At 70.2% G+C, this 18,830-nt stretch carries 20 protein-coding genes; 8 read left to right on the top strand and 12 right to left on the bottom strand.

Features of this window, described 5'->3' with window-relative positions; translation table 11 throughout:
- Nucleotides 1–28: 28 nt before the first annotated feature.
- Nucleotides 29–994, bottom strand: a complete 966-nt coding sequence (locus ACIRVK_RS19045) for a helix-turn-helix transcriptional regulator (protein WP_404248408.1) — start codon at nucleotides 992–994, stop codon at nucleotides 29–31.
- 64 nt (nucleotides 995–1,058) lie between these two features.
- Here ACIRVK_RS19045 and ACIRVK_RS19040 point away from each other — a divergent pair, with 64 nt between their 5' ends.
- Nucleotides 1,059–1,667 (top strand): TIGR03086 family metal-binding protein, encoded by a 609-nt coding sequence (locus ACIRVK_RS19040; RefSeq protein ID WP_404248406.1) that lies wholly within the window; start codon nucleotides 1,059–1,061, stop codon nucleotides 1,665–1,667.
- A 59-nt stretch (nucleotides 1,668–1,726) separates the two neighbouring features.
- Here ACIRVK_RS19040 and ACIRVK_RS19035 read toward each other — a convergent pair whose 3' ends face one another.
- The 5 genes from ACIRVK_RS19035 to ACIRVK_RS19015 form a co-directional block, all read right to left on the bottom strand.
- Complete coding sequence (locus tag ACIRVK_RS19035; RefSeq protein ID WP_404248404.1) at nucleotides 1,727–3,244, bottom strand: FAD-binding oxidoreductase; 1,518 nt, start codon at nucleotides 3,242–3,244, stop codon at nucleotides 1,727–1,729.
- A gap of 200 nt (nucleotides 3,245–3,444) precedes the next feature.
- Nucleotides 3,445–5,148: an NAD(P)/FAD-dependent oxidoreductase gene (locus tag ACIRVK_RS19030; protein ID WP_404248734.1), complete on the bottom strand. Its 1,704-nt coding sequence runs from the start codon at nucleotides 5,146–5,148 to the stop codon at nucleotides 3,445–3,447.
- Nucleotides 5,149–5,240: 92 nt separating this feature from the next.
- Nucleotides 5,241–6,707, bottom strand: coding sequence for an FAD-dependent monooxygenase (locus ACIRVK_RS19025; protein WP_404248402.1), 1,467 nt, complete (start codon nucleotides 6,705–6,707; stop codon nucleotides 5,241–5,243).
- A 159-nt stretch (nucleotides 6,708–6,866) separates the two neighbouring features.
- Complete coding sequence (locus ACIRVK_RS19020; RefSeq protein WP_404248400.1) at nucleotides 6,867–7,262, bottom strand: pyridoxamine 5'-phosphate oxidase family protein; 396 nt, start codon at nucleotides 7,260–7,262, stop codon at nucleotides 6,867–6,869.
- A gap of 16 nt (nucleotides 7,263–7,278) precedes the next feature.
- Nucleotides 7,279–8,769 (bottom strand): MFS transporter, encoded by a 1,491-nt coding sequence (locus ACIRVK_RS19015; RefSeq protein WP_404248398.1) that lies wholly within the window; start codon nucleotides 8,767–8,769, stop codon nucleotides 7,279–7,281.
- A gap of 209 nt (nucleotides 8,770–8,978) precedes the next feature.
- Here ACIRVK_RS19015 and ACIRVK_RS19010 point away from each other — a divergent pair, with 209 nt between their 5' ends.
- Nucleotides 8,979–9,380 carry a winged helix-turn-helix transcriptional regulator gene (locus ACIRVK_RS19010; protein WP_404248396.1) on the top strand — a complete coding sequence of 134 codons (402 nt, stop codon included), beginning with the start codon at nucleotides 8,979–8,981 and terminating at the stop codon, nucleotides 9,378–9,380.
- 19 nt (nucleotides 9,381–9,399) lie between these two features.
- Here ACIRVK_RS19010 and ACIRVK_RS19005 read toward each other — a convergent pair whose 3' ends face one another.
- The 4 genes from ACIRVK_RS19005 to ACIRVK_RS18990 are packed head-to-tail and all read right to left on the bottom strand — an operon-like array spanning nucleotide 9,400 to nucleotide 11,918.
- Nucleotides 9,400–9,951, bottom strand: coding sequence for a flavin reductase family protein (locus ACIRVK_RS19005; protein WP_404248394.1), 552 nt, complete (start codon nucleotides 9,949–9,951; stop codon nucleotides 9,400–9,402).
- Nucleotides 9,952–9,964: 13 nt separating this feature from the next.
- On the bottom strand, nucleotides 9,965–11,275 hold the full coding sequence (locus ACIRVK_RS19000) for a cation:proton antiporter (RefSeq protein ID WP_404248392.1): 1,311 nt from the start codon (nucleotides 11,273–11,275) through the stop codon (nucleotides 9,965–9,967).
- The gene (locus tag ACIRVK_RS18995; protein WP_404248391.1) at nucleotides 11,272–11,715 is read right to left on the bottom strand and encodes a nuclear transport factor 2 family protein; all 444 of its coding nucleotides are present in this window, start codon (nucleotides 11,713–11,715) and stop codon (nucleotides 11,272–11,274) included. Before ACIRVK_RS18995 ends, ACIRVK_RS19000 begins: the two co-directional genes overlap by 4 nt.
- Nucleotides 11,712–11,918, bottom strand: a complete 207-nt coding sequence (locus ACIRVK_RS18990) for a hypothetical protein (RefSeq protein WP_404248389.1) — start codon at nucleotides 11,916–11,918, stop codon at nucleotides 11,712–11,714. The genes ACIRVK_RS18995 and ACIRVK_RS18990 overlap by 4 nt, the downstream gene beginning before the upstream one ends.
- A gap of 28 nt (nucleotides 11,919–11,946) precedes the next feature.
- Between ACIRVK_RS18990 and ACIRVK_RS18985 the strand changes: the two genes are divergently transcribed.
- Both ACIRVK_RS18985 and ACIRVK_RS18980 read left to right on the top strand, forming a co-directional pair.
- Complete coding sequence (locus ACIRVK_RS18985; protein ID WP_404248387.1) at nucleotides 11,947–12,639, top strand: antibiotic biosynthesis monooxygenase family protein; 693 nt, start codon at nucleotides 11,947–11,949, stop codon at nucleotides 12,637–12,639.
- Nucleotides 12,640–12,702: 63 nt separating this feature from the next.
- Complete coding sequence (locus ACIRVK_RS18980) at nucleotides 12,703–13,437, top strand: response regulator transcription factor (protein WP_404248385.1); 735 nt, start codon at nucleotides 12,703–12,705, stop codon at nucleotides 13,435–13,437.
- Nucleotides 13,438–13,563: 126 nt separating this feature from the next.
- Here the strand turns inward: ACIRVK_RS18980 and ACIRVK_RS18975 are convergent, their stop codons facing one another.
- Nucleotides 13,564–14,313, bottom strand: coding sequence for a ScbR family autoregulator-binding transcription factor (locus ACIRVK_RS18975; protein WP_404248383.1), 750 nt, complete (start codon nucleotides 14,311–14,313; stop codon nucleotides 13,564–13,566).
- Between the two features lie 206 nt (nucleotides 14,314–14,519).
- Here ACIRVK_RS18975 and ACIRVK_RS18970 point away from each other — a divergent pair, with 206 nt between their 5' ends.
- Together ACIRVK_RS18970 and ACIRVK_RS18965 are read left to right on the top strand one after the other, a co-directional pair.
- Nucleotides 14,520–15,452, top strand: coding sequence for a ScbA/BarX family gamma-butyrolactone biosynthesis protein (locus ACIRVK_RS18970; protein WP_404248381.1), 933 nt, complete (start codon nucleotides 14,520–14,522; stop codon nucleotides 15,450–15,452).
- The gene (locus ACIRVK_RS18965) at nucleotides 15,449–16,495 is read left to right on the top strand and encodes an NAD-dependent epimerase/dehydratase family protein (protein WP_404248379.1); all 1,047 of its coding nucleotides are present in this window, start codon (nucleotides 15,449–15,451) and stop codon (nucleotides 16,493–16,495) included. The genes ACIRVK_RS18970 and ACIRVK_RS18965 overlap by 4 nt, the downstream gene beginning before the upstream one ends.
- Here the strand turns inward: ACIRVK_RS18965 and ACIRVK_RS18960 are convergent.
- Nucleotides 16,432–17,139, bottom strand: a complete 708-nt coding sequence (locus ACIRVK_RS18960) for a ScbR family autoregulator-binding transcription factor (RefSeq protein WP_404248377.1) — start codon at nucleotides 17,137–17,139, stop codon at nucleotides 16,432–16,434. The genes ACIRVK_RS18965 and ACIRVK_RS18960 overlap by 64 nt on opposite strands.
- A gap of 537 nt (nucleotides 17,140–17,676) precedes the next feature.
- On the opposite strand from ACIRVK_RS18960, the gene ACIRVK_RS18955 reads away from it, so the two are divergent.
- Nucleotides 17,677–18,408 carry a response regulator transcription factor gene (locus ACIRVK_RS18955; protein ID WP_404248375.1) on the top strand — a complete coding sequence of 244 codons (732 nt, stop codon included), beginning with the start codon at nucleotides 17,677–17,679 and terminating at the stop codon, nucleotides 18,406–18,408.
- A 329-nt stretch (nucleotides 18,409–18,737) separates the two neighbouring features.
- On the top strand, nucleotides 18,738–18,830 hold a 93-nt coding region (locus ACIRVK_RS18950), incomplete at its 3' end, for a biotin carboxylase N-terminal domain-containing protein (protein WP_280842533.1).

Here is an 18,830-nt window from a genome sequence, read left to right as displayed (position 1 = left end):
CGTATAGTAGGTACCTAGAGGAAAGTGACTATGGGGTCGTCATCCCCTGAAGGGCCCCGTAGTGCGCCGCGAGTTCCTGGCCGAGCCGGGCCAGGTGCGCGCGGGCCCGGGGCGGGCCCACCACCTCCACCCGGGCCCCCAGACCCGTCAGCTGCGCGGCCAGCACCTCCACCGACGGCCCCTTGGCCTCGATCTCCCGCCTGCCGTCCGGCAGCAGCCGGCCGATGCTCAGCCGCCCGTCGAACAGCCGCTGGAGCAGGGGCAGCGCGTCCTGGTCCGCGTGCGCCACGACCGTCGCGGCGAGCAGACGGTCCTCCAGGCGGGTGGCGAGCGAGCGCCAGGCGTCGGCCAGGTCGAAGCCGGCGGGGCGGCGGACCGGCTCGCCCGTCGGCTCGGCCGAGATCACGCGGCCCAGCCGGAAGGAACGCAGACCGTGCGCGGTGCCGGCCACCAGGTACCAGTGCCCCGCCTTCAGGACGAGGCCGAGCGGGTCCACGGTGCGTTCGTGCGGTTCGTCGCCGGGGCGGGCGTAGCCGAGCCGGACCCGTACCCCGTCCAGTACCGCGCGCTCCAGGGCCGTGTGGTGCGGGCCACCCGCCGTCACGGCGGTGCGCGACCAGTCCAGTTCGTCGACGATCCGGGCCCGGGACGCCGCCTCGGCCTGCGGCCGCAGCGGCTCCGGCACCGCGCGCAGCAACTTCCGCAGCGCGGAGCGCAGTTCGGGCGAGCCACCCGAGGAGCCCGCGGCCAGGAACAGCGCCCGCACCTCCGGGGAGGTGAGCCCGGTGAGGTCCGTGCGCGCACCGCCGACCAGTCGCCATCCGCCGCCCCTGCCGCGCTGCGCGTACACGGGGACGCCGGAGGCGATCAGGGCCTCCAGGTCGCGTCGCGCGGTGCGTTCGGAGATCTCCAGCTCCGCTGCGAGCTCCGCGGCGGTCACCCGGCCGCGCGCCTGGAGGAAGAGCAGAGCCGCCACCAATCGGTCAGCTCGCATCAGTGATCAGCCTTTCGTGGAAAGTGGCCGGAGGGTGGCCTGTTTGGCCGGAAGACTCGACGGCATGACGAATCCCGTGAACCCGCCCGCAGGTGCGCCGGCGCCCTCCGATCCCCGCAACGGACTGCTGAAGGCCGTCGACCTGGCCGGCGACGTGCTCGCCGCGGTGCGGCCCGAGCAGTACGACACCACCACGCCGTGCCCCGACTACTCGGTGCGCCAACTGGCCAATCACCTGGTCTCCGTGCTCCGCAGGGTCGCCGTGATCGGGGCCGGAGGACAGTTCTTCAGCGTCCCGCACTTCGCCGAGGACGTCGCCGACGGTGCCTGGGCCGAGGCCTGGGCGGCCGGGACGAAGGAACTGGCGTCCGTCTGGACGGACCCCGCGGTCCTGGGCCGGGAGATCGGCCTGCCCTGGGGTCCGGTGCCGGGCGCCGTCGCCGCGGTCATCTACACCAACGAGTTCGTGCTGCACACCTGGGACCTGGCCAAGGCGACCGGCCAGAGCCCCGAGTGGGACGAGACGGTCCTGGCCGGCCCGCTGGCCGCGATGCACCGTGCGGTGCCCCGCGAACCGCGCGGCGGCCAGGTGCCGTTCGGCCCCGTCGTGGACGTCCCGGAGGACGCCCCGGCCATCGACCGCCTGGTCGGCTGGTACGGCCGTACGCCCTGACCCGCACGAGCCGTCCCGTCGAGGCCGCCGGACCCCGTTGTCCGGCGGCCTCATCGCGTTCAAGCGCCTATGGACTGCGGGAAGCAGAAGAACCGGTACGGGTCGTACTTGGCCTTGACGCGGGACAGCCGCGCGTAGTTCTCGGCGTAGTACGACGTCTTCCAGTCCTGCAGGAACGGGTCCATCCAGTTCTGGTAGGTCTCGCCGTTCGACAACGGGTCGATCGTGGCGAAGCCGCCCGCGGCCCAGGCGGTCGCCACCGCCTTGGCCTCGTCGGTCACCTGGGCCGGATCGTTGATCAGGACGCGGTAGTTGACCGAGAAGAGCGAGTCCCGGTGCACGTAGGCGGTCGCCGTGCGCGAGACGTCGTTCGCGGCTCCGCCGAAGAAGTGGAAGTCCAGGTAACGCGCCTGCCCAGCACGGCGGTTGGCGTCGAAGGCGGTCATCACGTCCGCCCAGGCGCTCGCCGGGTAGGGCTCGCCGCCCAGACGGGTGCGCTCGATGCCGAAGGCCGGGCGGGACAGCGTGCCCTCGGGGGTCTTCCCGGAGCGCTGGCACTGGGCCTCGGTGAGATTTGCGCAGCCGAAGATCATCATCATGAGCTGCTGGTACGTCATGACGCCGTCCTGCCGCTGCAGTGGGGCACCGGTCAGCGCGAGCAACCGGGCCGCCTCACCGGCGAGTTCGGTGGGGGTGCCGCGGGAGGCGAGGAAGACGTTGGCCTGCGGCACCGAGCCGGGCGCCGCGTCGGGCTGCACCACGTAGGCGCCGCCGCCGATCGTGCTCGGGGCGTCCACCAGCCAGCGGGCGACGCCGTCGAGGACGTCGGCCATCCGGTCGTAGGGGAAGATCAGGTTGCTGATGGCCATCTGGTCGCCCACGTGCGGGGTGACCGTGAACTTGGTGACGACGCCGAAGTTGCCGCCACCACCGCCGCGTATCGCCCAGAACAGGTCCGCGTTCTCCTGCGCGGAGGCGGTGACCACGCGGCCGTCGGCGAGCACCACCTCTGCGGAGGTCACCGCGTCGCAGGCCATGCCCGTCGGCCGGGTGAGGAAGCCGAAACCGCCGCCCTGGAGGAAGCCGCCGGCGCACACGGTCGGGCAGCCGCCCTCGCTGACCACCAGGTGGTGCGGGGCAAGCGCGCTCAGGATGTTGACGTTCTGGGCGCCCGGGCCGATCTCCACCGACGAGGTGCTCTGCACCGTCACGGCGTTCAGCCGGGACACGTCGATGATCATGCCCGGGGTGGTGGACCAGCCGCCGTAGTTGTGGCCCCCGCTGCGCACCGCGGTACGGACGCCGTAGTCCTGGGCGAAGCGCACGCAGGCCGAGACGTCCGCCGCGCTCGTGCAGTAGGCGACCGCCTGGGGGTTGACGGAGTCGAACTGCCCGAGCTCCACCTGACGGGCGACGGTGTAATAGGGGTCGGTGGGCAGCACGAGTTGGCCCGAGAGCCTGGCGGCGAGCCGGCTCCACGGCGTCCCCGAGGCCTCGGCGGCGACGGGGGCTGCGGGTACGAGGGCGAGACCGGCGGCGGCGGTGCCGGCGCCGAGCAGGGTTCTACGACTGATCACACGGTGTCCCGGAGTTGAAGCGGATGAGGTGGAGAAAGGTCGGTGAGTCCGCCCGCACGGGGTGGGCGCGTGGGAGTTGCGCCGGCCCCCCGTGCGGGCGGTTCTGCAGCGTCCCCAGGGGCGTGGGGAACTGCGCGACAAGCCACAACGGCGCCGCGGACGAAACACGGCCCATCGCGGCACTGCCGGCGGAGCGTGCGTCAGGAGACCTTGCGGCCGCGCGCGGCCGACTTGACGACGCCCTTGAGCATCGAGCGGCCCAGGTCGCGCATCTCCTTGGGGCCGTTGGTGCTGGCCCACCACATGAACTTGATCATCGTGGGAGTGGTGGCCCGGTAGAAGCGGTGGTCCTCGCCGTCCTTCCAGCCGAACGGCGTGTTGACCGACTCGCAGTCGTTGATGGCCTGGAAGACGATGTCGGCGGCCTTGTCGCCGTCGATCTCCCCGGCCTCGTAGCTCAGGCACGTCTCGTGGGTGACGTCGAGCAGGTGCTTGAAGGCGTGGCTGTCCGGCCACCACAGCCCCGGGTACGGGGACTTCTCCAGCTCCCGGAAGTGCCGGTCGTCGCCGTCCAGCTGGAACTCCTGGCGGGCCTGGATCTGCCGCATGGTGGCGGGTGTGGTGAAGCAGGCCCAGACCCGGAACACGGCGTTCCAGAGCCGGAAGTGGGAGAACGCGATGTAGGAACTGTTGACGATCATGTCGTTGTACGTCAGCAGCCCCTGCTCCAGGCGCTCGACGTACTCGAAGCGCTTGGCGGAGAAGTCGTCGTCGCGCAGCGCCTCCAGGAGGCGGTAGCACAGGGCGTCCACGACCTCGAAGGTGTTGGACAGGCCGCGCGAGTACAGCGGGTCGACGAAGCCGGCGGCGTGCGACATCAGACACCAGCGGTCGCCGATCGTCTGCTTGGACGAGTACTGGATCCGGTCGGGCGTGGAGATCCACTCGCGCACCCGTCGCGCGCCCTCGAACTGGCGCTTCACGGCCGGGTACATGTCGAGGTAGTGGTTGAACTCCTCGTCCGGGGTCATGTCCTTCGGCTGCGGGTACAGCCGTTCGTCGAAGGTGAGGCCCACGCTGCACATGGGGTTGCGGGAGTCCTTGTAGTTGTCGAACGGGATGATCCAGAACCATCCGCGCTCGATCAGGTGGTGCAGGGTGCCGCCGTGGAACGGGGACTCCTCCGGGGGCCGCAGCGCCTCGGGATAGTTGCACACGTCGTCGTAGGGCTTGATGCCGACGTAGTGCGTGAACATCGAGCGGGCGTGGTGCCGGAGCCGCGAGGGCTTCTCGCGCAGGTCGAACTTCTGGGCGAGCGGCGAGCGGAAACCGCTGGCGTCGATGAGGTACTTGGCGCGGAAGACCTCGCCGTTCTGGCCCGTGACGGTGACGCCGTCGTCGTCGAAGTCGAGGTCGGTGGCGCGCCAGTTCTGGCGCAGGGTGCAGCCGTACTTGGCGGCGACGTTGAAGTAGTAGGTGTCGGTGTCCTGGCGGAACATGTGCGACGCCTCGGTCAGCATCTTCGGGATGACGAACATCGTCGCCTCGCGGGGGTCCGGCTCCCGGTCGGGGACGTGCCGCACGAAACCGAAGCTCTGCTTCCTGCCGTGGTGGGCACCGATGTACTTGGTGACGGCCTTGATGTCGAGCAGGTGCTTGATCTCGGGGACGTCGTAGCGCACGGCGAGGATGTGCAGCCACTCCACGAGCTGCGGGTTCTGCGACTCGCCGACCGCGAACCGCGGGTGCTGGCCGGCGTCGACGAGCACCACCTTCGCGCCCTGCCGGGCCAGGATCGCGCCGGTGATCGAGCCGCCGATCCCGGCACCCAGGATGACGACGTCGCACTCGGTCCACTCGCCGGCCTTCGGCGCGCTCTTCTGTGTGTCGGCCTTGGTGGGCATCTGTGTCTCGGCCTTGCCGGTCAACTCGGAACTCCTCTTCTGACGAACGGTCGGGTGGGCGACGCCCCGAAGGGCCACGGGCCGGGAAGCGCCTAGGCGGGGTCGCCGAACCAGCGCCGCAGGGCCTCGGCCAGTCCCTCGGCGGAGCCGCCCGCTCCGACCCAGGCGATGTAGCCGTCGGGGCGGACCAGCAGGTCGGCGGCCGGGGCGTCGGGGTCGGGCCGGGACGCGGCGACGACGTCGACGCGGTCGGACCATCCGGCGGCGGCCTCGGTGAGGGCCGCACCGCCCTTCAGGTTCAGCAGCAACGGACGGCCCCTGGTGAGCAGTTCGTACGTGCTCGTCTTCTCGTCGCCGACCAGCAGCTCCTGGTCGGGCAGTCGGCGGCCCAGCAGCGGGTGGCCGCCCTCGCCCATGTCGTAGGTGATGTCCAGGCCGGTGACCAGGCCGACCAGGTGGCGGCGGACCTCCTCGATGCCGACCAGCTCGCCGAAGAGCTCACGCAGGGGCTGCATCTCGGGGCCGCCGAGGTACAGGGAGCGCTGCACGAGGGTGTTGGCGACGATGCGGGCGCCGACCGGGTGGCGCTCGGTGTGGTAGGTGTCCAGCAGTCCCTCGGGGGCGTACCCCTTCAGCGCGGCGGCCAGCTTCCAGCCGAGGTTGACCACGTCGCCCACGCCGGCGCTGATGCCCTGGGCGCCGATGGGCAGATGGATGTGGGCGGCGTCGCCCGCGAGGAAGACCCGGCCCTTGCGGTACTCGGCGACCTGCCGGCTGGCGTCGGTGAAGTAGCTGGTCCACAGCGGCCGGTAGCCGGTGATGTCCTCGCCGGTCACGCGCCCGAACGCGGCGGCGACCTCGGGGAAGGTGGGCGGTTCCTGGGTCGGGCGGACACCGGCGCCCCGTTCGAAGACGACGACGCGGGTGGCGTGCGGACCCAGCGGGAGCACCACGACCATGCCGGACTCGCCGACCTCGCCGGTCGGGCGGATGCGCAGTTCGTCGGTGGCGACGTCGGCCATCAGCATCTCGATGGTGGCGCTGGTGCCGGGGAAGTCGACGCCGGCCAGGCGGCGGACGGTGGAGCGGGCGCCGTCACAGCCGACCAGGTAGGGGGCGCGCAGCGTCTCGACACCGGCGGCGGAGGACACCTCGACCGCGACGCCCGTGTCGTCCTGGGTCATGCCGACGACCTCGTGCCCGCGACGCACCTCGGCGCCGAGACCGGTCGCCCACGCGTGGAGAATGGCCTCGGTCCTCGACTGCGGAACACCCCGGACACCGAAATTGCCGCCCTCGATGATGCGGTAATCGATGGGCAGTCCACCAAAATGACCGAAGGGTATCGTCTCGAGTTCACCGAATTTCTCGAGAAGTCCGCGCTGGCCGAACTCCTCTATCGTGCGGGCGGAAAATCCGAGTGCCCGGGACTGCTGCATGGGCTCGGCCAGGCGGTCGAGTACGACGACCGAAAGACCGGACAGGCGGAGTTCACCGGCGAGCATCAGACCGGAAGGGCCGGCACCGGCGACAATCACATCGGCATGAAAGCGGTCCATGTTTCCTCTCCCAGTGGATTTTTCACCAGTATTCCGGGGGAGTGCGGGAAGCTGAACGGCCGCAAGTACAGGTCTCTGACAAGTTTCGTCAGAGACTCTGCAGTCGGGCCGGGCGGGGGAAATGAGCGAGGGTGCCGGCGACTTCCGGCACCCTCGGCATCAGATCAGGCCCATGACCCTGTCGACCTGGATCTCGATCACGACCAGGCCCGGCGGCTCGGGCGGTGGCGACCAGTACCGCTTGGCGTACCGCCGTACCCCTTCCTGGACGCGTAACGGGTCGCGGTGCACGGTGGCGGTGCCTTCCAGCGTGAGCCAGCGGGGTCCCGCCGTCTGGCACAGGGAGACCCGGCCGCCGGGCTGGGCCAGCACGTTCCTGGCCTTGCGCCGGGTCACCGCGGTCATGACCCGTGCCAGACCGGCCTCGCCGTCCCAGGTGAAGCGCACGGGCGTCACGTGGGGCGAACCGTCGGGACGGAGGGTGGTGAAGGCGCACAGCTGGTTCTCGGCGAGGAAGTCCTCGGCCGCGGCGGACAGATGCGGTGACGTCGGCATGGCGGGTCTTCCGGTCTCAGGCGGCGGCGGGGGCGGGGGCCGGCTGGTCGGCCGCCCTGGTGAGGGGCAGCAGGATCAGCGTGAGCAGCAGGCCCGCCGCGGCGAAGCAGGCACCCGCGAGGAACGCGTCGTGGAAGACCTCGGTGCGCGCGTGGGTGACCCGCGCGGGCACCCCGTCCGCCCACTTGGTCAGCTCCGCGACCCGGCGGAAGGCGTAGGTGGCGGCCACGGCCAGGCCGAGGGCGCCGCCGACCTCCTGGGCGGTGTTGATCAGACCGGCGGACAGACCGGACTCGTCCTCGTCGGTGCCGGTGAACGCGGCGACCTGCACCGGCACGAACGACAGGCCGAGACCGAGGCCGGAGATCAGGAAGGCGGGCAGCAGGTCCACGGCGTAGGAGGCGTCGGAGGGCGCCCGCCACAGCAGGAACATGCCCACGCTGGTCAGGGTCAGGCCGACCATCAGCACCGGCTTGGCGGCGACCTTGGTCACCAGCTGGGAGGCGATGCCCGCGCCGACCGCGACGATCACGGCGAGCGGGACGTAGGCCAGACCGGTCTTCAGGGCCGACCAGCCGAGGACCTGCTGCATGAACAGGCTGGCGAAGAAGAACAGCGTGACGCAGGTGCCGAGCAGCAGGACGGCGACGATGTTCGAGGCGCGCAGCGACTTGCGCCGGAACACGCCGAGCGGGATCAGCGGAGCCTCGGCGCGGCGCTCGATCAGCACGAACGAGACGAGCAGGATCGCGGAGAGGGCGAAGCCGCCGTAGACGCGGCCCGCGGGCACGTGGGAGTCGGAGACGGTCTGGCCGAGGCTGAAGATCAGCAGCACCAGACCGGCGGTCAGCGTCACGGCGCCCGCGACGTCGAAGGAGCGGGTGCGCTCGGCCGTCCGGCTCTCGGCGACGACCTTGGGGGCGATCAGGGCGCAGACCAGGCCGATCGGCACGTTGACGAAGAAGATCCAGCGCCAGCCCGGACCGTCGGTGAGCACACCGCCGAGGGTGACACCGGCGACGGCGGCGATACCGCTGAGCGCGCCCCAGGCGCCGAGGGCCTTGTTGCGCTCGGGTCCCTCCTCGAAGTTGTTGGCGAGCAGCGACAGCGCCGCGGTGGCGATGAACGCGGCTCCGAGGCCCTGGGCGCCGCGCGCCACGATGAGCATGGCCGCGTTCTGCCCGAGACCGGCGAGCAGGGAGGCGAGGGCGAACAGGACGAGGCCGGTCTGCAGCATCCGGCGTCGGCCGAAGGCGTCGGCCAGCCGGCCGGTCAGCAGCAGGAAGCCGCCGAGGAGCATGCCGTAGGTGGTGACGATGTACTGCAACGACGTCTGGGAGATGTGCAGTTCCTTCTCGATCGTCGGCAGGGCCACGTTGACGATCGACACATCGAGGAAGGTCATGAAGCCGGCCACGCACAGGAACGCCAGGATGAGTCCCGGGCGGCGCGGCGGTTCCGACGCGGCGGCGTGGTGGGGAAGGCGCATCGACTGTTGGGTCGACATGTCGCTCCTAAGGGATGTGACGGAAGGGCTCCGTAGGGACGGGGTGTACGGCTTCCGCAGAGACGGGACAGCCGGACGGAAGGACATGGCGCGGGACGGGGAGCGGGGTTCGCTGACCGTCTTCCGGGAAGCTAGCATCCTGGGTAAAGTAGGTACCTAGAGGAAAGTGACTACCCGGGAGGGTTCAATTGGGCGGCAGCAGCGGCGCCATGAGCGGTGCCACCACCAAGAGCGGGCAGGTCGACTCGGAACTGGCGTGTCCGGTCTCCCCGGTCGTCGACATCGTCTTCAGTCGCTGGACGACGCCGATCCTGTGGACGCTGAACGAGTTCGGCCGGCAGCGTTTCGTCGAGCTCCAGCGCAACATCCGCACCATCACGCCGAAGGTGCTCACCCAGCGGCTGCGCCAGATGGAGCGGGACGGCCTGGTGGTGCGCACGTACCACCCCGAGGTGCCGCCCCGGGTCGAGTACGAGATCAGCGAGCTCGGCCGCAGCCTGGCGCCGATCTTCGCCCATCTCGCCGACTGGTCCGCGGACAACCTGTGGAAGGTCGAGCGGGCCAGGCGGGAGTTCGACGAGGCCGACGAGCCGGTCGCGGTGCCGCGCTGACGTACGGTCACCACCGCTCTCAGCCCCGGGCGGGTGCCGGGACGTCGTCGTCCAGGACACGCATGGCACCCTTGAAGAACACCAGCGGTTCGGCCTCCTCGCCCAGGGTGCCCAGGGCGGTCACCTCGCCGACCAGGATGGCGTGGTCACCGCCGTCGTACTCTTCGGCGAGACGGCACTCCAGGAAGGCCAGGGCCTCGGTGAGAACGGGTAGCCCGTTCGCCGAGCGGTGGTGCGGGACCTCCGCCAGCTGCGCCGAGTCGCGGCCCGCGAACTTCCAGGCGAGCCCTTCCTGACTGCGGGTCAGGAAGTTCACCACGAAGCCGCGGGAGCGCTGCAGGACCGGGCGCAGCCGGGAGCGCCGGTGCAGGCAGAACAGCACCAGCGGTGGCTGCAGCGAGACCGAGGTGAAGGAGTTCACCGTGGTGGCGGCGCCGTCCTCGGGGCCGCCGGTGGTGATGACGGTGACGCCGGTGGCGAAGTTGCCGCACACCGTGCGCAGGGCACGGCCGTCGACCGGCGGTCGCAGATGATGCCGGCCGTGCTGGGACAACGGCTGGACGGATGTCACGAGATCCCCCTCGTCAGCTGCGCGGCGCGGTCGCGTCCGCGGTGGTCGTACGGACCTTCCGGTTCTCGCCGGCCGTGAGGTGCTCGCGCCGGGACAGCAGCGGGGCCGCCATCGCCGTCGTCACGAGGGCCATGATCACCAACATGGTGAACATCCGTCCGTCGAGCACTCCGAGGCTCACGGCGGCGTTGAGGATGATGAGTTCGGTCAGGCCACGCGTGTTCATCAGCACGCCCAGGTCCTTGGCCTCGCGCCAGGACAGGCCCGACAGCCGGGCCGGGACGATCGCGCCCAGCAGCTTGCCCAGGCAGGCCACGCCGATGACCAGGAACAGAGCCAGGTAGTCGGCCGCGGTCAGGGAACCGAGATCGACACCGAGGCCGGTGACGATGAAGAACACCGGCAGCAGCACGACGCTCACGTCGTCCAGGGGCCTGCGCAGATGGGCCGCGAGCACCCGCCGGGGCTCGCGCGGCATGACGAAGCCGAACAGGAACGCGCCGAAGATCTGGTGGACGCCGATCCACGAGGTCAGCCACGACGAGGCGAACACGCCGGCGCACAGCACCGCGAGCAGCAGGTTCCAGCGCTCCATGGCGGCCCACCGCCACACCAGCCGGGACACCAGCGGCCGCACCACCACGAACATCAGCGCCACGTAGGCGACGCTGAGCGCTCCGATCCTCGCCAGGCCCGCGTAGTCGCCGTGCGAGCTGACCAGGGCCGACACGTACGCCAGCAGACACCAGGCCAGGACGTCGTCGATCGCGGCGCTGGCCAGCGACAGGGCGCCGGTGCGGGTGTCCATCAGCCGGTTCTCGGTCAGGATCCGCGCCAGCACGGGGAACGCCGTCACGGACATCGCTGTGCCCATGAACGTCGCGAACGCGGTGAAGGAGATGTGGTGTCCGGCCACCGTGGCGTGGTGCGGATACAGGACGACCGCCGCGGCGACGCCCAGGCCGAAGGCGAGCACGATGGACGACAGCGAGACGCCGGCGGCCAGCCGGGCGTACGGCCTGATGAGCCTGCGTTCGAACTCCCAGCCCACCACGAACATGAACAGGACCAGGCCGACCTGGGAGACCGCCGACAGCAACGGCCGTACGTCGGCCGGGAACAGCTTGTGCGCCGGATCACCGGGCAGCAGGCCGAGCAGGCTCGGTCCGAGCACGATGCCGGCGGTGATCTCGCCGATCACCTTGGGCTGGCCCAGTTTGCGCGCGAGCGCCCCGAGTCCGGCACCGACCAGCAGGATCACGCCGATGTCGAGCAGCATGGTCGCGATCTGCTGATCCTTGATCCCGGCCGCCAGCGCGATCATCGGGCGTCCTTCGGTACGGGCGGGGTGCCCGTCGACCACACCAGCCGGAACGACAGGTCGGTCAGCCGCCAGCCCCGCTCGGTGCGCCGGGCCTCGCCGCGCACGAGAGTGCCCGCGACGAACAGCGGGTCGCCGGACCCGTCCGGGTGGTGAACGTGGGTGGAGACCAGATTGGCGCGCAGCACCGCCCGCTCGTCACCGGTGAGGTCCACGACCGCCGGGGAGTTGAGGTGCTGGGTGCGCGCGAAGGCGTCCAGCGCCTGCCGGTGCCAGTCGGCGAGTCCCTCGATGCCCTCGTGCCGGGCCATCGGGAACTCGACCCGGGCGTCGTCGCTGAACAGCGCGCGCGCCCATGCGTCGTCGAGTTTCTCCTCGTCGAGACCGATGAGATATCGGTCCAGCAGAGTGCTGATTTCGGCTGCTGACGTGACGGAATTCATTGCCCGAGCATCGCGCGCGGGCCGATGACTGCCCAAGAGCACTTGTCGAAGACCTGACGTAGCTGCGAAAGACCTGACGCGGGCGGCAAAGGCCTGACAATCTGCGCGCAGTCCTGAACACCACGCTCTTCATCCGGACCGGCCGACTTGCCATGCTGATCGGGAAGCACCGATCCAGCAATTTCGAGTTCTGCTTCTTTCACCAACCGATCTACCGGAAGAGAAGAGAGAATGCCGAAGATCGCAGCCGATGGTAAGAACCTGACCGTCCTCAACCTGTTCTCGACCGACTCCGCCGAGAAGCAGGACAGCCTGCTCGCCGCGATGCGCGAGATCGTCGACGCCGCGGCCTACGAGGGCTGGGGATCGAGCACCGTCCACAGCGGGCAGACCAAGTTCGGTACCGCCAACTTCATCCAGTGGCGCTCCACCGAGGACCTCGAGGCCCGGTACGCCGGCGAGGAGTTCAAGCACCGCACGCTGCCGCTGTTCGGTGAGATGACCACGGCGATCCGGCTGCTGCAGAACGAGGTGGTCTTCACCCAGCAGAAGCCGGGCGTCGGGGAGACCGAGATCGGGCCGCACCGCGACGACTACACGGTCATCGACCTGTACGGCGTCACCGACAAGCACCAGGACGACCTGGTCGAGACCCTGGGCGCCTCCCAGGACTGGCTCCAGAAGGTCCCGGGCTACCGCAGCCACACGGTGCTGCGCGGGCTGCGCGGGCGGGGTATCGAGGGCAAGTGGGTCGTCGTCTACTCGCAGTGGGACAGCAAGGAGGCCTACGACGCGTTCCGTGAGCAGCCGGCCGCCGAGCGGTCGGCGGAGCGGCAGAAGATCGACGCCCGGGTGGACGCGCTGGCCATCTGGCGGGACTCCAACACCTACCGCGTGGTGCACACCCGGTCGGCGGGCGAGTAACGGTCCGGGCCGTCGGCCCGCGGTGCGGGGCGCCGGAGGGGCACGGCCCGGTGTGGAGTGCACATGCGCGTACTGGTGATCGATCCGGATGACGGGACCGCCGAACCGCTGGTCTGCCGCCTCGTGCGCAACGGCCACCAGGTCCGGCGGGCCCGTACCGGGCGGGCGGGCCTCCAGGCCTGGGAGCAGGCCGAAGTCGTCCTGCTCGACCTGGAGTTGCCGGACCTCGACGGTCTTCAGGTGTGCGCCGAGATCCGGGCCTCGGGCAACACACCGCTGATCACCTTCACCAGCCGGGACTCCGAGCTGGACCGGGTGCTCAGCCTGCGGTCGGGTGCGGACGACTGTCTGGTGAAGCCGTACGGGTTCCGGGAGTTGATCGCCCGGATGAACGCGGTGACGCGACGCGTCGCCACGGGCGGTGGTCCGGTCGGCGTGTCCTGCGGAGCGCTGCGCCTGGATCCCGGCGCACGGGAGGCGTGGCTCGCGGAGCAGCCCCTGGAGCTGACCCGCAAGGAGTTCGACATCCTGCTGCTGCTGGCCTCGGCACCCGAGACGGTGGTCTCGCGCCGGGACCTGATCGCGGCGGTCTGGGCGGACGAGTGGGCCATCTCCACCCGCACGGTGGACACGCACGTCAGCGCCCTGCGCGCCAAGCTGGGCGAGGGGTGGATCACCACGGTCCGCGGCGTCGGCTACCGCCTGGAGGAGACCTCACGTCCCCTCCCACCGCCGGCCCGTGCGGAGCCCGGCGGGAGGGGTGGCCGCCCGGATCCCCTTGACGGAATGGCCGGTTGAGGGGCGACGGCGCCGCGATGGAGAACGGCCGGGGGCAGACCGGTTGCCGGCGTCTCGCAAGCGCTCCCGTACGCGGGTGCCGCGGAGCGAGGTGCCGGTTTCCCGTTCCCGTGTCCGGCCGGCCGGTCAGGCGCCGCCGCCCTTTTCGTCCGCGCCGGCGCCGTTACCCGCGTCGGCGGCGTCCTCGCGCCCGTCGTCGGTGGGTGAGTCCTCCGCCTCCAGGGCGGCGTCGCGGGCGGCGAGGAGGGACACGGCCCGCTCGGGGGTCAGCTCCAGCAGGGGCAGGATCTGCGGCACCGCGATGCTCGGCAGCAGACAGCGGAACATGTAGATCACCCGGCGCATCAGGTCCTTGCGCTGGCACAGCACCTGGGACGTCCACTGGATGCCGGTGAAGGACCCGGAGAGCAGCTCCGCCATCTCCGCCGGGTCGACGTGCTGCAGCAACTCCCCCCTGGCACGCGCCTCGACCAGCACCTCGGTCAGCCGGTCCGCCCAGGACTGGAACGGTCTGGCGTGGAACGGGTTGTGGCCCCCCTCGGCGCTCTCGCTCCACTGGTCCATCGCCAGCCCGACGCTGGCCCGGGTCAACGGGTCGTGTTGCAGCTGGTGCGCGAACAGCAGCCCCTGGTCCAGGAGTTCCTGCAGCTTCGTGCGCTGCGGAGGCAACGGCCCGAGCTCCAGCTGCGCCGCTATCACCCCGGAAGCCAGGTCCTCCTTGGAAGTGAAGTGGAAGTAGAGAGCCCCCTTGGTGACGCCGGCCCGGGCGATGATCTCCGTGATCGTGGCCGTGTTGTAGCCCCGTTCGTCGAAGACCTCGGCCGCCGCGAGCAGGATCGACGTGCGGGTTTGTATCGCTCGTGCTTGACGCGCCATGCAACCGTGCCTGTTTCCATGTCAGAGGTTTGTCAGGTCGACACGCAAAGAGAACCGGACTGCCAGTCTTTTGTCGAGGGGGAAGCGATCCCCGCAGGTATCGACTCAGGGGGCAATCCATGTCTGAAGGTGCCATATCGTTCCTCACACGCTCCGATGACGCCGGCCGGATCGAGGGCCGGGGCGACGAGCGACCCGATCGCACCATGGCGGGCGACCCATACCAGACCGACTCCCCGGTACTGACACCGCCCGGCCGGGCCACGGGCGGGCTCTGCCACCGCCCCGACCCGGCGGACCGCTTTCCCGTCGACTGGCTGCGCCTGTCCGAGCACCGCTTCCTGGTCTCGGTGAACTGGCCCGCCGCGCACCGCTTCTTCGCCCCGCTGCCCGACGGCCGTCAGGATCCGCTGCTCGTCGCCGAGACCACCCGGCAGGCGACGATGATGCTGGCCCACGCCGAGTTCGGGGTCCCCCTCGACGACCAGTTCGTGATGCGGGAACTCGGATACCGGCTCGAGACAAGGGACTTCACCGTGCTCAGCGCCTCGGGGGCGATCGACGTGGTGGTCGAGTGCTCCGACGTCCAGCTGCGGGCCGGCCGTCTCGTCGGCATGCGGGTGGACCTCCGCTTCGAGCGGCTGGGCCGCCTGCTCGCCACCAGCATGGGCATCCTCCTGTGCACCTCGGCCCGCGTCTACCGCAGGCTGCGCGGAGAGCGGATGTCCGTCCCGAACCGCCCGCTGCCGTCGCTCCCCGCCGTAGCCCCCTACGAGACCGGACGCGTGGACCGCAGGGACGTCGTCCTCGCGCACTCCAAGCACCGCCCCGGCTGGCGGCTCCGCCTGGACACCACCCACCCCACCCTCTTCGCCCGCCCCAACGACCACGTCCCCGGCATGGTGTTGCTGGAGGCCGCGCGGCAGGCAGCCAACGCGCTGACGTCCGGACACGACTTCAACCCCGCGTCGATGCGGATCTCCTTCGACAAGTACTGCGAACTGACCGAACCCTGCTGGATCCTGGCCCGGCACGACCTGTGCCCGGAGCGGGGAGCGGTGCTGCGGGTGCAGGGCGTGCAGCAGGAGGAGCCGGTCTTCACCGCGGTCCTTGGCTCCGCCGTGCGGTCCGGCACATGAGCCGGCACCTCCTGGTGACCGGCTCCGGCGGTTTCGTCGGCGGGCACGTGCTCGCCGCGGCCCGCGCAGCGGGGGACGTCCGGCTGCGCCTGCTGGTGCGGGCACGGCCGTCAGCGCTCTCCTCGCCGAGTGCCGGTCCACCGCTTCCGGGCGGCGTCCCGATCGAGTACGTACGGGGCGACCTCACCGATCCCGACTCGCTGCGCGGTGTCTGCGACGGTGTCGACGCGGTCGTCCACTGCGCCTCCCAGGTCGGCGGCGACCCTCGGCTGCTGCGCCGGGTCAACGACCTGGGCACCGCCGCCCTGGTGGAGCAGGCCCGGCGGGCCGGGGTCGGACGGTTCGTGTACCTGAGCACCGCGGCGGTGCACGGCCGGGGGCCGTTTCGCGGGGTGCGGCCCGGTCAGGTACCCGTCGCCCCGGGATCGGACACCAGCCGGACGAGGGCGGCGGCCGAGCGCCACGTCCTCGCGGCGGGCGGCACGGTTCTGCGCCCGCACCTGGTCTACGGCGCTGGGGACCGCTGGGTGGTCGCCGGCGTCCTGGCACTGCTGCGGGCTCTCGGCGGCCGGCCGCGGGGCCGGCTCGGGCTGCAGTCGATGATCGACGCGGCGAGTCTGGCGGACGTCCTGCTGTCCGCGGCCTTGGCCCCCCGGGCCGGCGAGGGGCGGGTCCACTTCGTCAACCACCCCGCCCCCGTACCGGGGGACGACCTGCTCACGGCGGTCGCGGAGACGTACGGCCTCCTCCCCGGGCCCGCACCCGGCATCCCGGTCGACGCCGCCCCCGCTCGGCTTCACGACCACGGGCTCGCCCGTCACCATCTCCAACTGCTGGCGGTGGACCACTGGTTCACGGACGACACGGTCTGGACCGACCTCGGCTGCGATCCCGGAGCGGGGTTCGCGGAGCGGTTCCCCGGCTACGCCGACCGTTACCGCGCCGCACGGCCGGTCCCGGATCCGGCAGCGGACCCGCCTCACGTCCGTCCTGAGGCCGCCGCCTGCGCACCGAGGGCGTCATCCCCGTCGATGGGTAGATAACGCGACGCCCTCATGACGTGATCCACCACGTCCGTTCCGCCGGGGTTCAGGTCGCCGAGCATGTCCGGCGCGGCGAGCCCCGGCAGGAAGCCCTGCCAGAACCCGGTGAGAGCAAGGCGTATCCGGTCGCCCTCCCCGCCCTTGATCAGCACGCCTATGCCGGTCGTGGCGGCGACGACGGCGCAGGTGATGGAGCGCAGTTGGACATGCGGCGCGAGACTGCCCTCCCGGCGCGCCCGGTCCAGCAGACGCTGCACACAGGCGTGCCATGCGCGGATGAACTGTTCCTGCCCCTTGCGGGAGCGGTCGTTGTCCAGTCGCAGCCCCGCCCTCGACACCACGTCCCAGGACAGCAACTGGCCCAGGGTGTGCGAGATGTCCGTGAGGGCCTGCAGCGGGTCGGAGTTCTTCTCGTACGCGAGGCGCGCGGCGCGCCACAGGACCGCGCGGGCCTCGCTCACCACCGCCTGGGCCAGCTCCTCCTTGTTGGCGAAGTGGAAGTGCAGGGCACCCGTGCTCATGTTCGCCCGCGCGCTGATGTCGGACAGCCTTGCGGAGGCGTAGTCCTCGCGGTCGAAGAGCTCGGCGGCCGCCTTGAGCATCCGTCGCCTGGTCCGGATCGCCCTCTCCTGTTGTAGTCCCACCTACGTGAATCCCTTCAGTCCCCCGTCCAGGTAACGGACTCGATGGTTTGTTTGGAATTGGTCGGGTGTCCGAACGGGGGGAGAGCCGGTCCCGCCGGCAGCCCTCGTCAGTGTCGACACTCCGTCAGTACTGCCCAGAAGATCACATTTCCCCCCTCATGACCAGGGCGAGAGAGAAGCGGAATCCGGGAGTCAGCCGGGTCGAGAACATCCCGGACGGTCTACCACCGCCACAGGGGATGTGCAACGCCTCGGAGGGGAGTTGGCGCACCAGAACAAACCGCAGTGGCCGTCAGTGGTCGTTTGCACCTGATTCGCGGTCGGGATTTGCCCATCTCGTGATCCGGTGAGATCGCTTACCATCACAGATCGCAGCGGAATTGATCCTTCATGTTCGCTCAAGCCGGACAAAGACGGCCCGAGTTGTGACGTTGGGTAAGTTTACCTAGTCTTTTTTTGACAAACTGACGGGTACGTTTTTAGGCTCGATGAGCCAAGGTGCTCGTGCGGAACTACGTGTTCAGGGGGAGAGCAGCAGTGAGCCACAGCGCAACGATCAGCACTCTGGAGTATCGGAAGCCCGTCCAGACACAGATACCCAAGCCGTCGACGACCTGGCGGGTCCTGGTCGTCGAGAACAACCCCGAGGACATGGAGGCTCTGGCCACCGGCCTGCGGCGGCACGGCCATCAGGTCGAGGGGGCGGCCACGGGAAACGCTGCTCTGCAGGCCTACCAGGTATCGGACATCGTCCTGCTGGATCTCGAACTGCCCGACCTGGACGGGCTGGAGGTCTGCCGCTCCATCCGCTCCCTGAGCGACGTGCCCCTCATCGCCGTCACCGGGTGGGGAACGGAGCTGGACCGCGTCCTGGGGTTGCAGGCCGGCGCGGACGACTATCTCGTCAAGCCGTACGGCTTCCGGGAACTGATGGCCCGTATGGACGCCGTCATGCGTCGCTCACGTCCGCAGGTGCCCTCCGAGCAGGTCGTGCTGCACGGGCCGTTGCGCATAGACGCCGCCTCGCGTGAGGTCCGTCTGCACGGGCAGGTCGTGGAGCTCACGCGCAAGGAGTTCGATCTGCTCCACCTGCTCGCCTGTCACCCGGAGACCGTGATCTCCCGCAAGCGCATCATGCAGCAGGTCTGGGGCGGATCCTGGTCCCGTCGAACGGTGGACACCCATGTCAGCAGTCTGCGCGGAAAGCTGGGGGGCAGCGACTGGATCGTCACCGTGCGCGGAGTGGGGTTCCGCTTCGGAAGCGGCTGAACCTCAGCCGACGGCCCGTGACGGGCATCGCGCCGGACGTGGAAAGGGCGGGTTCCTCTTGGGAGCCCGCCCTTTCTGCGTCCGCTCCTTCGCGTAAGCGGCACCCGCGCTCCGGCGCTTCTGACCCTTTCCTGACACTTGCCTGGCGCTGTGCCAACAAAGCCGTATCCCGTCTGAGGATCTGGTCCGAAGGCTTGATTGCGGGCGGTTGAAAGCGTCGAACACCCCCTCGGATGATGGACGAGTCATCAGGCGCCGGTCCCGGAAAGGAAATTCTCCCGGGCGCGCCTGGTCATCCGGAATTCCTGCCGAATGAGGAGAGGGCCGTCGTGCGCAAGGTGCTCATCGCCAACCGTGGCGAAATCGCTGTCCGCGTGGCCCGTGCCTGTCGGGACGCCGGCATCGCGAGCGTGGCCGTCTAC

This window comes from Streptomyces sp. NPDC101152 (genome assembly GCF_044768275.1).
GTDB lineage: Bacteria > Actinomycetota > Actinomycetes > Streptomycetales > Streptomycetaceae > Streptomyces.
Note: the sequence above shows the minus strand (reverse complement) of the source record. Positions and strands in the feature narration are given on the sequence as shown.

What these genes read in the sequence shown, in the direction of transcription:
- ACIRVK_RS19045 (WP_404248408.1), bottom strand. Translation starts at nt 994, where the DNA reads ATGCGAGCTGACCGATTGGTGGCGGCTCTGCTCTTCCTCCAGGCGCGC.
- ACIRVK_RS19040 (WP_404248406.1), top strand. Translation starts at nt 1,059, where the DNA reads ATGACGAATCCCGTGAACCCGCCCGCAGGTGCGCCGGCGCCCTCCGAT.
- ACIRVK_RS19030 (WP_404248734.1), bottom strand. Translation starts at nt 5,148, where the DNA reads ATGCCCACCAAGGCCGACACACAGAAGAGCGCGCCGAAGGCCGGCGAG.
- ACIRVK_RS19025 (WP_404248402.1), bottom strand. Translation starts at nt 6,707, where the DNA reads ATGGACCGCTTTCATGCCGATGTGATTGTCGCCGGTGCCGGCCCTTCC.
- ACIRVK_RS19020 (WP_404248400.1), bottom strand. Translation starts at nt 7,262, where the DNA reads ATGCCGACGTCACCGCATCTGTCCGCCGCGGCCGAGGACTTCCTCGCC.
- ACIRVK_RS19015 (WP_404248398.1), bottom strand. Translation starts at nt 8,769, where the DNA reads ATGTCGACCCAACAGTCGATGCGCCTTCCCCACCACGCCGCCGCGTCG.
- ACIRVK_RS19010 (WP_404248396.1), top strand. Translation starts at nt 8,979, where the DNA reads ATGAGCGGTGCCACCACCAAGAGCGGGCAGGTCGACTCGGAACTGGCG.
- ACIRVK_RS19000 (WP_404248392.1), bottom strand. Translation starts at nt 11,275, where the DNA reads ATGATCGCGCTGGCGGCCGGGATCAAGGATCAGCAGATCGCGACCATG.
- ACIRVK_RS18995 (WP_404248391.1), bottom strand. Translation starts at nt 11,715, where the DNA reads ATGAATTCCGTCACGTCAGCAGCCGAAATCAGCACTCTGCTGGACCGA.
- ACIRVK_RS18985 (WP_404248387.1), top strand. Translation starts at nt 11,947, where the DNA reads ATGCCGAAGATCGCAGCCGATGGTAAGAACCTGACCGTCCTCAACCTG.
- ACIRVK_RS18980 (WP_404248385.1), top strand. Translation starts at nt 12,703, where the DNA reads ATGCGCGTACTGGTGATCGATCCGGATGACGGGACCGCCGAACCGCTG.
- ACIRVK_RS18975 (WP_404248383.1), bottom strand. Translation starts at nt 14,313, where the DNA reads ATGGCGCGTCAAGCACGAGCGATACAAACCCGCACGTCGATCCTGCTC.
- ACIRVK_RS18970 (WP_404248381.1), top strand. Translation starts at nt 14,520, where the DNA reads ATGGCGGGCGACCCATACCAGACCGACTCCCCGGTACTGACACCGCCC.
- ACIRVK_RS18965 (WP_404248379.1), top strand. Translation starts at nt 15,449, where the DNA reads ATGAGCCGGCACCTCCTGGTGACCGGCTCCGGCGGTTTCGTCGGCGGG.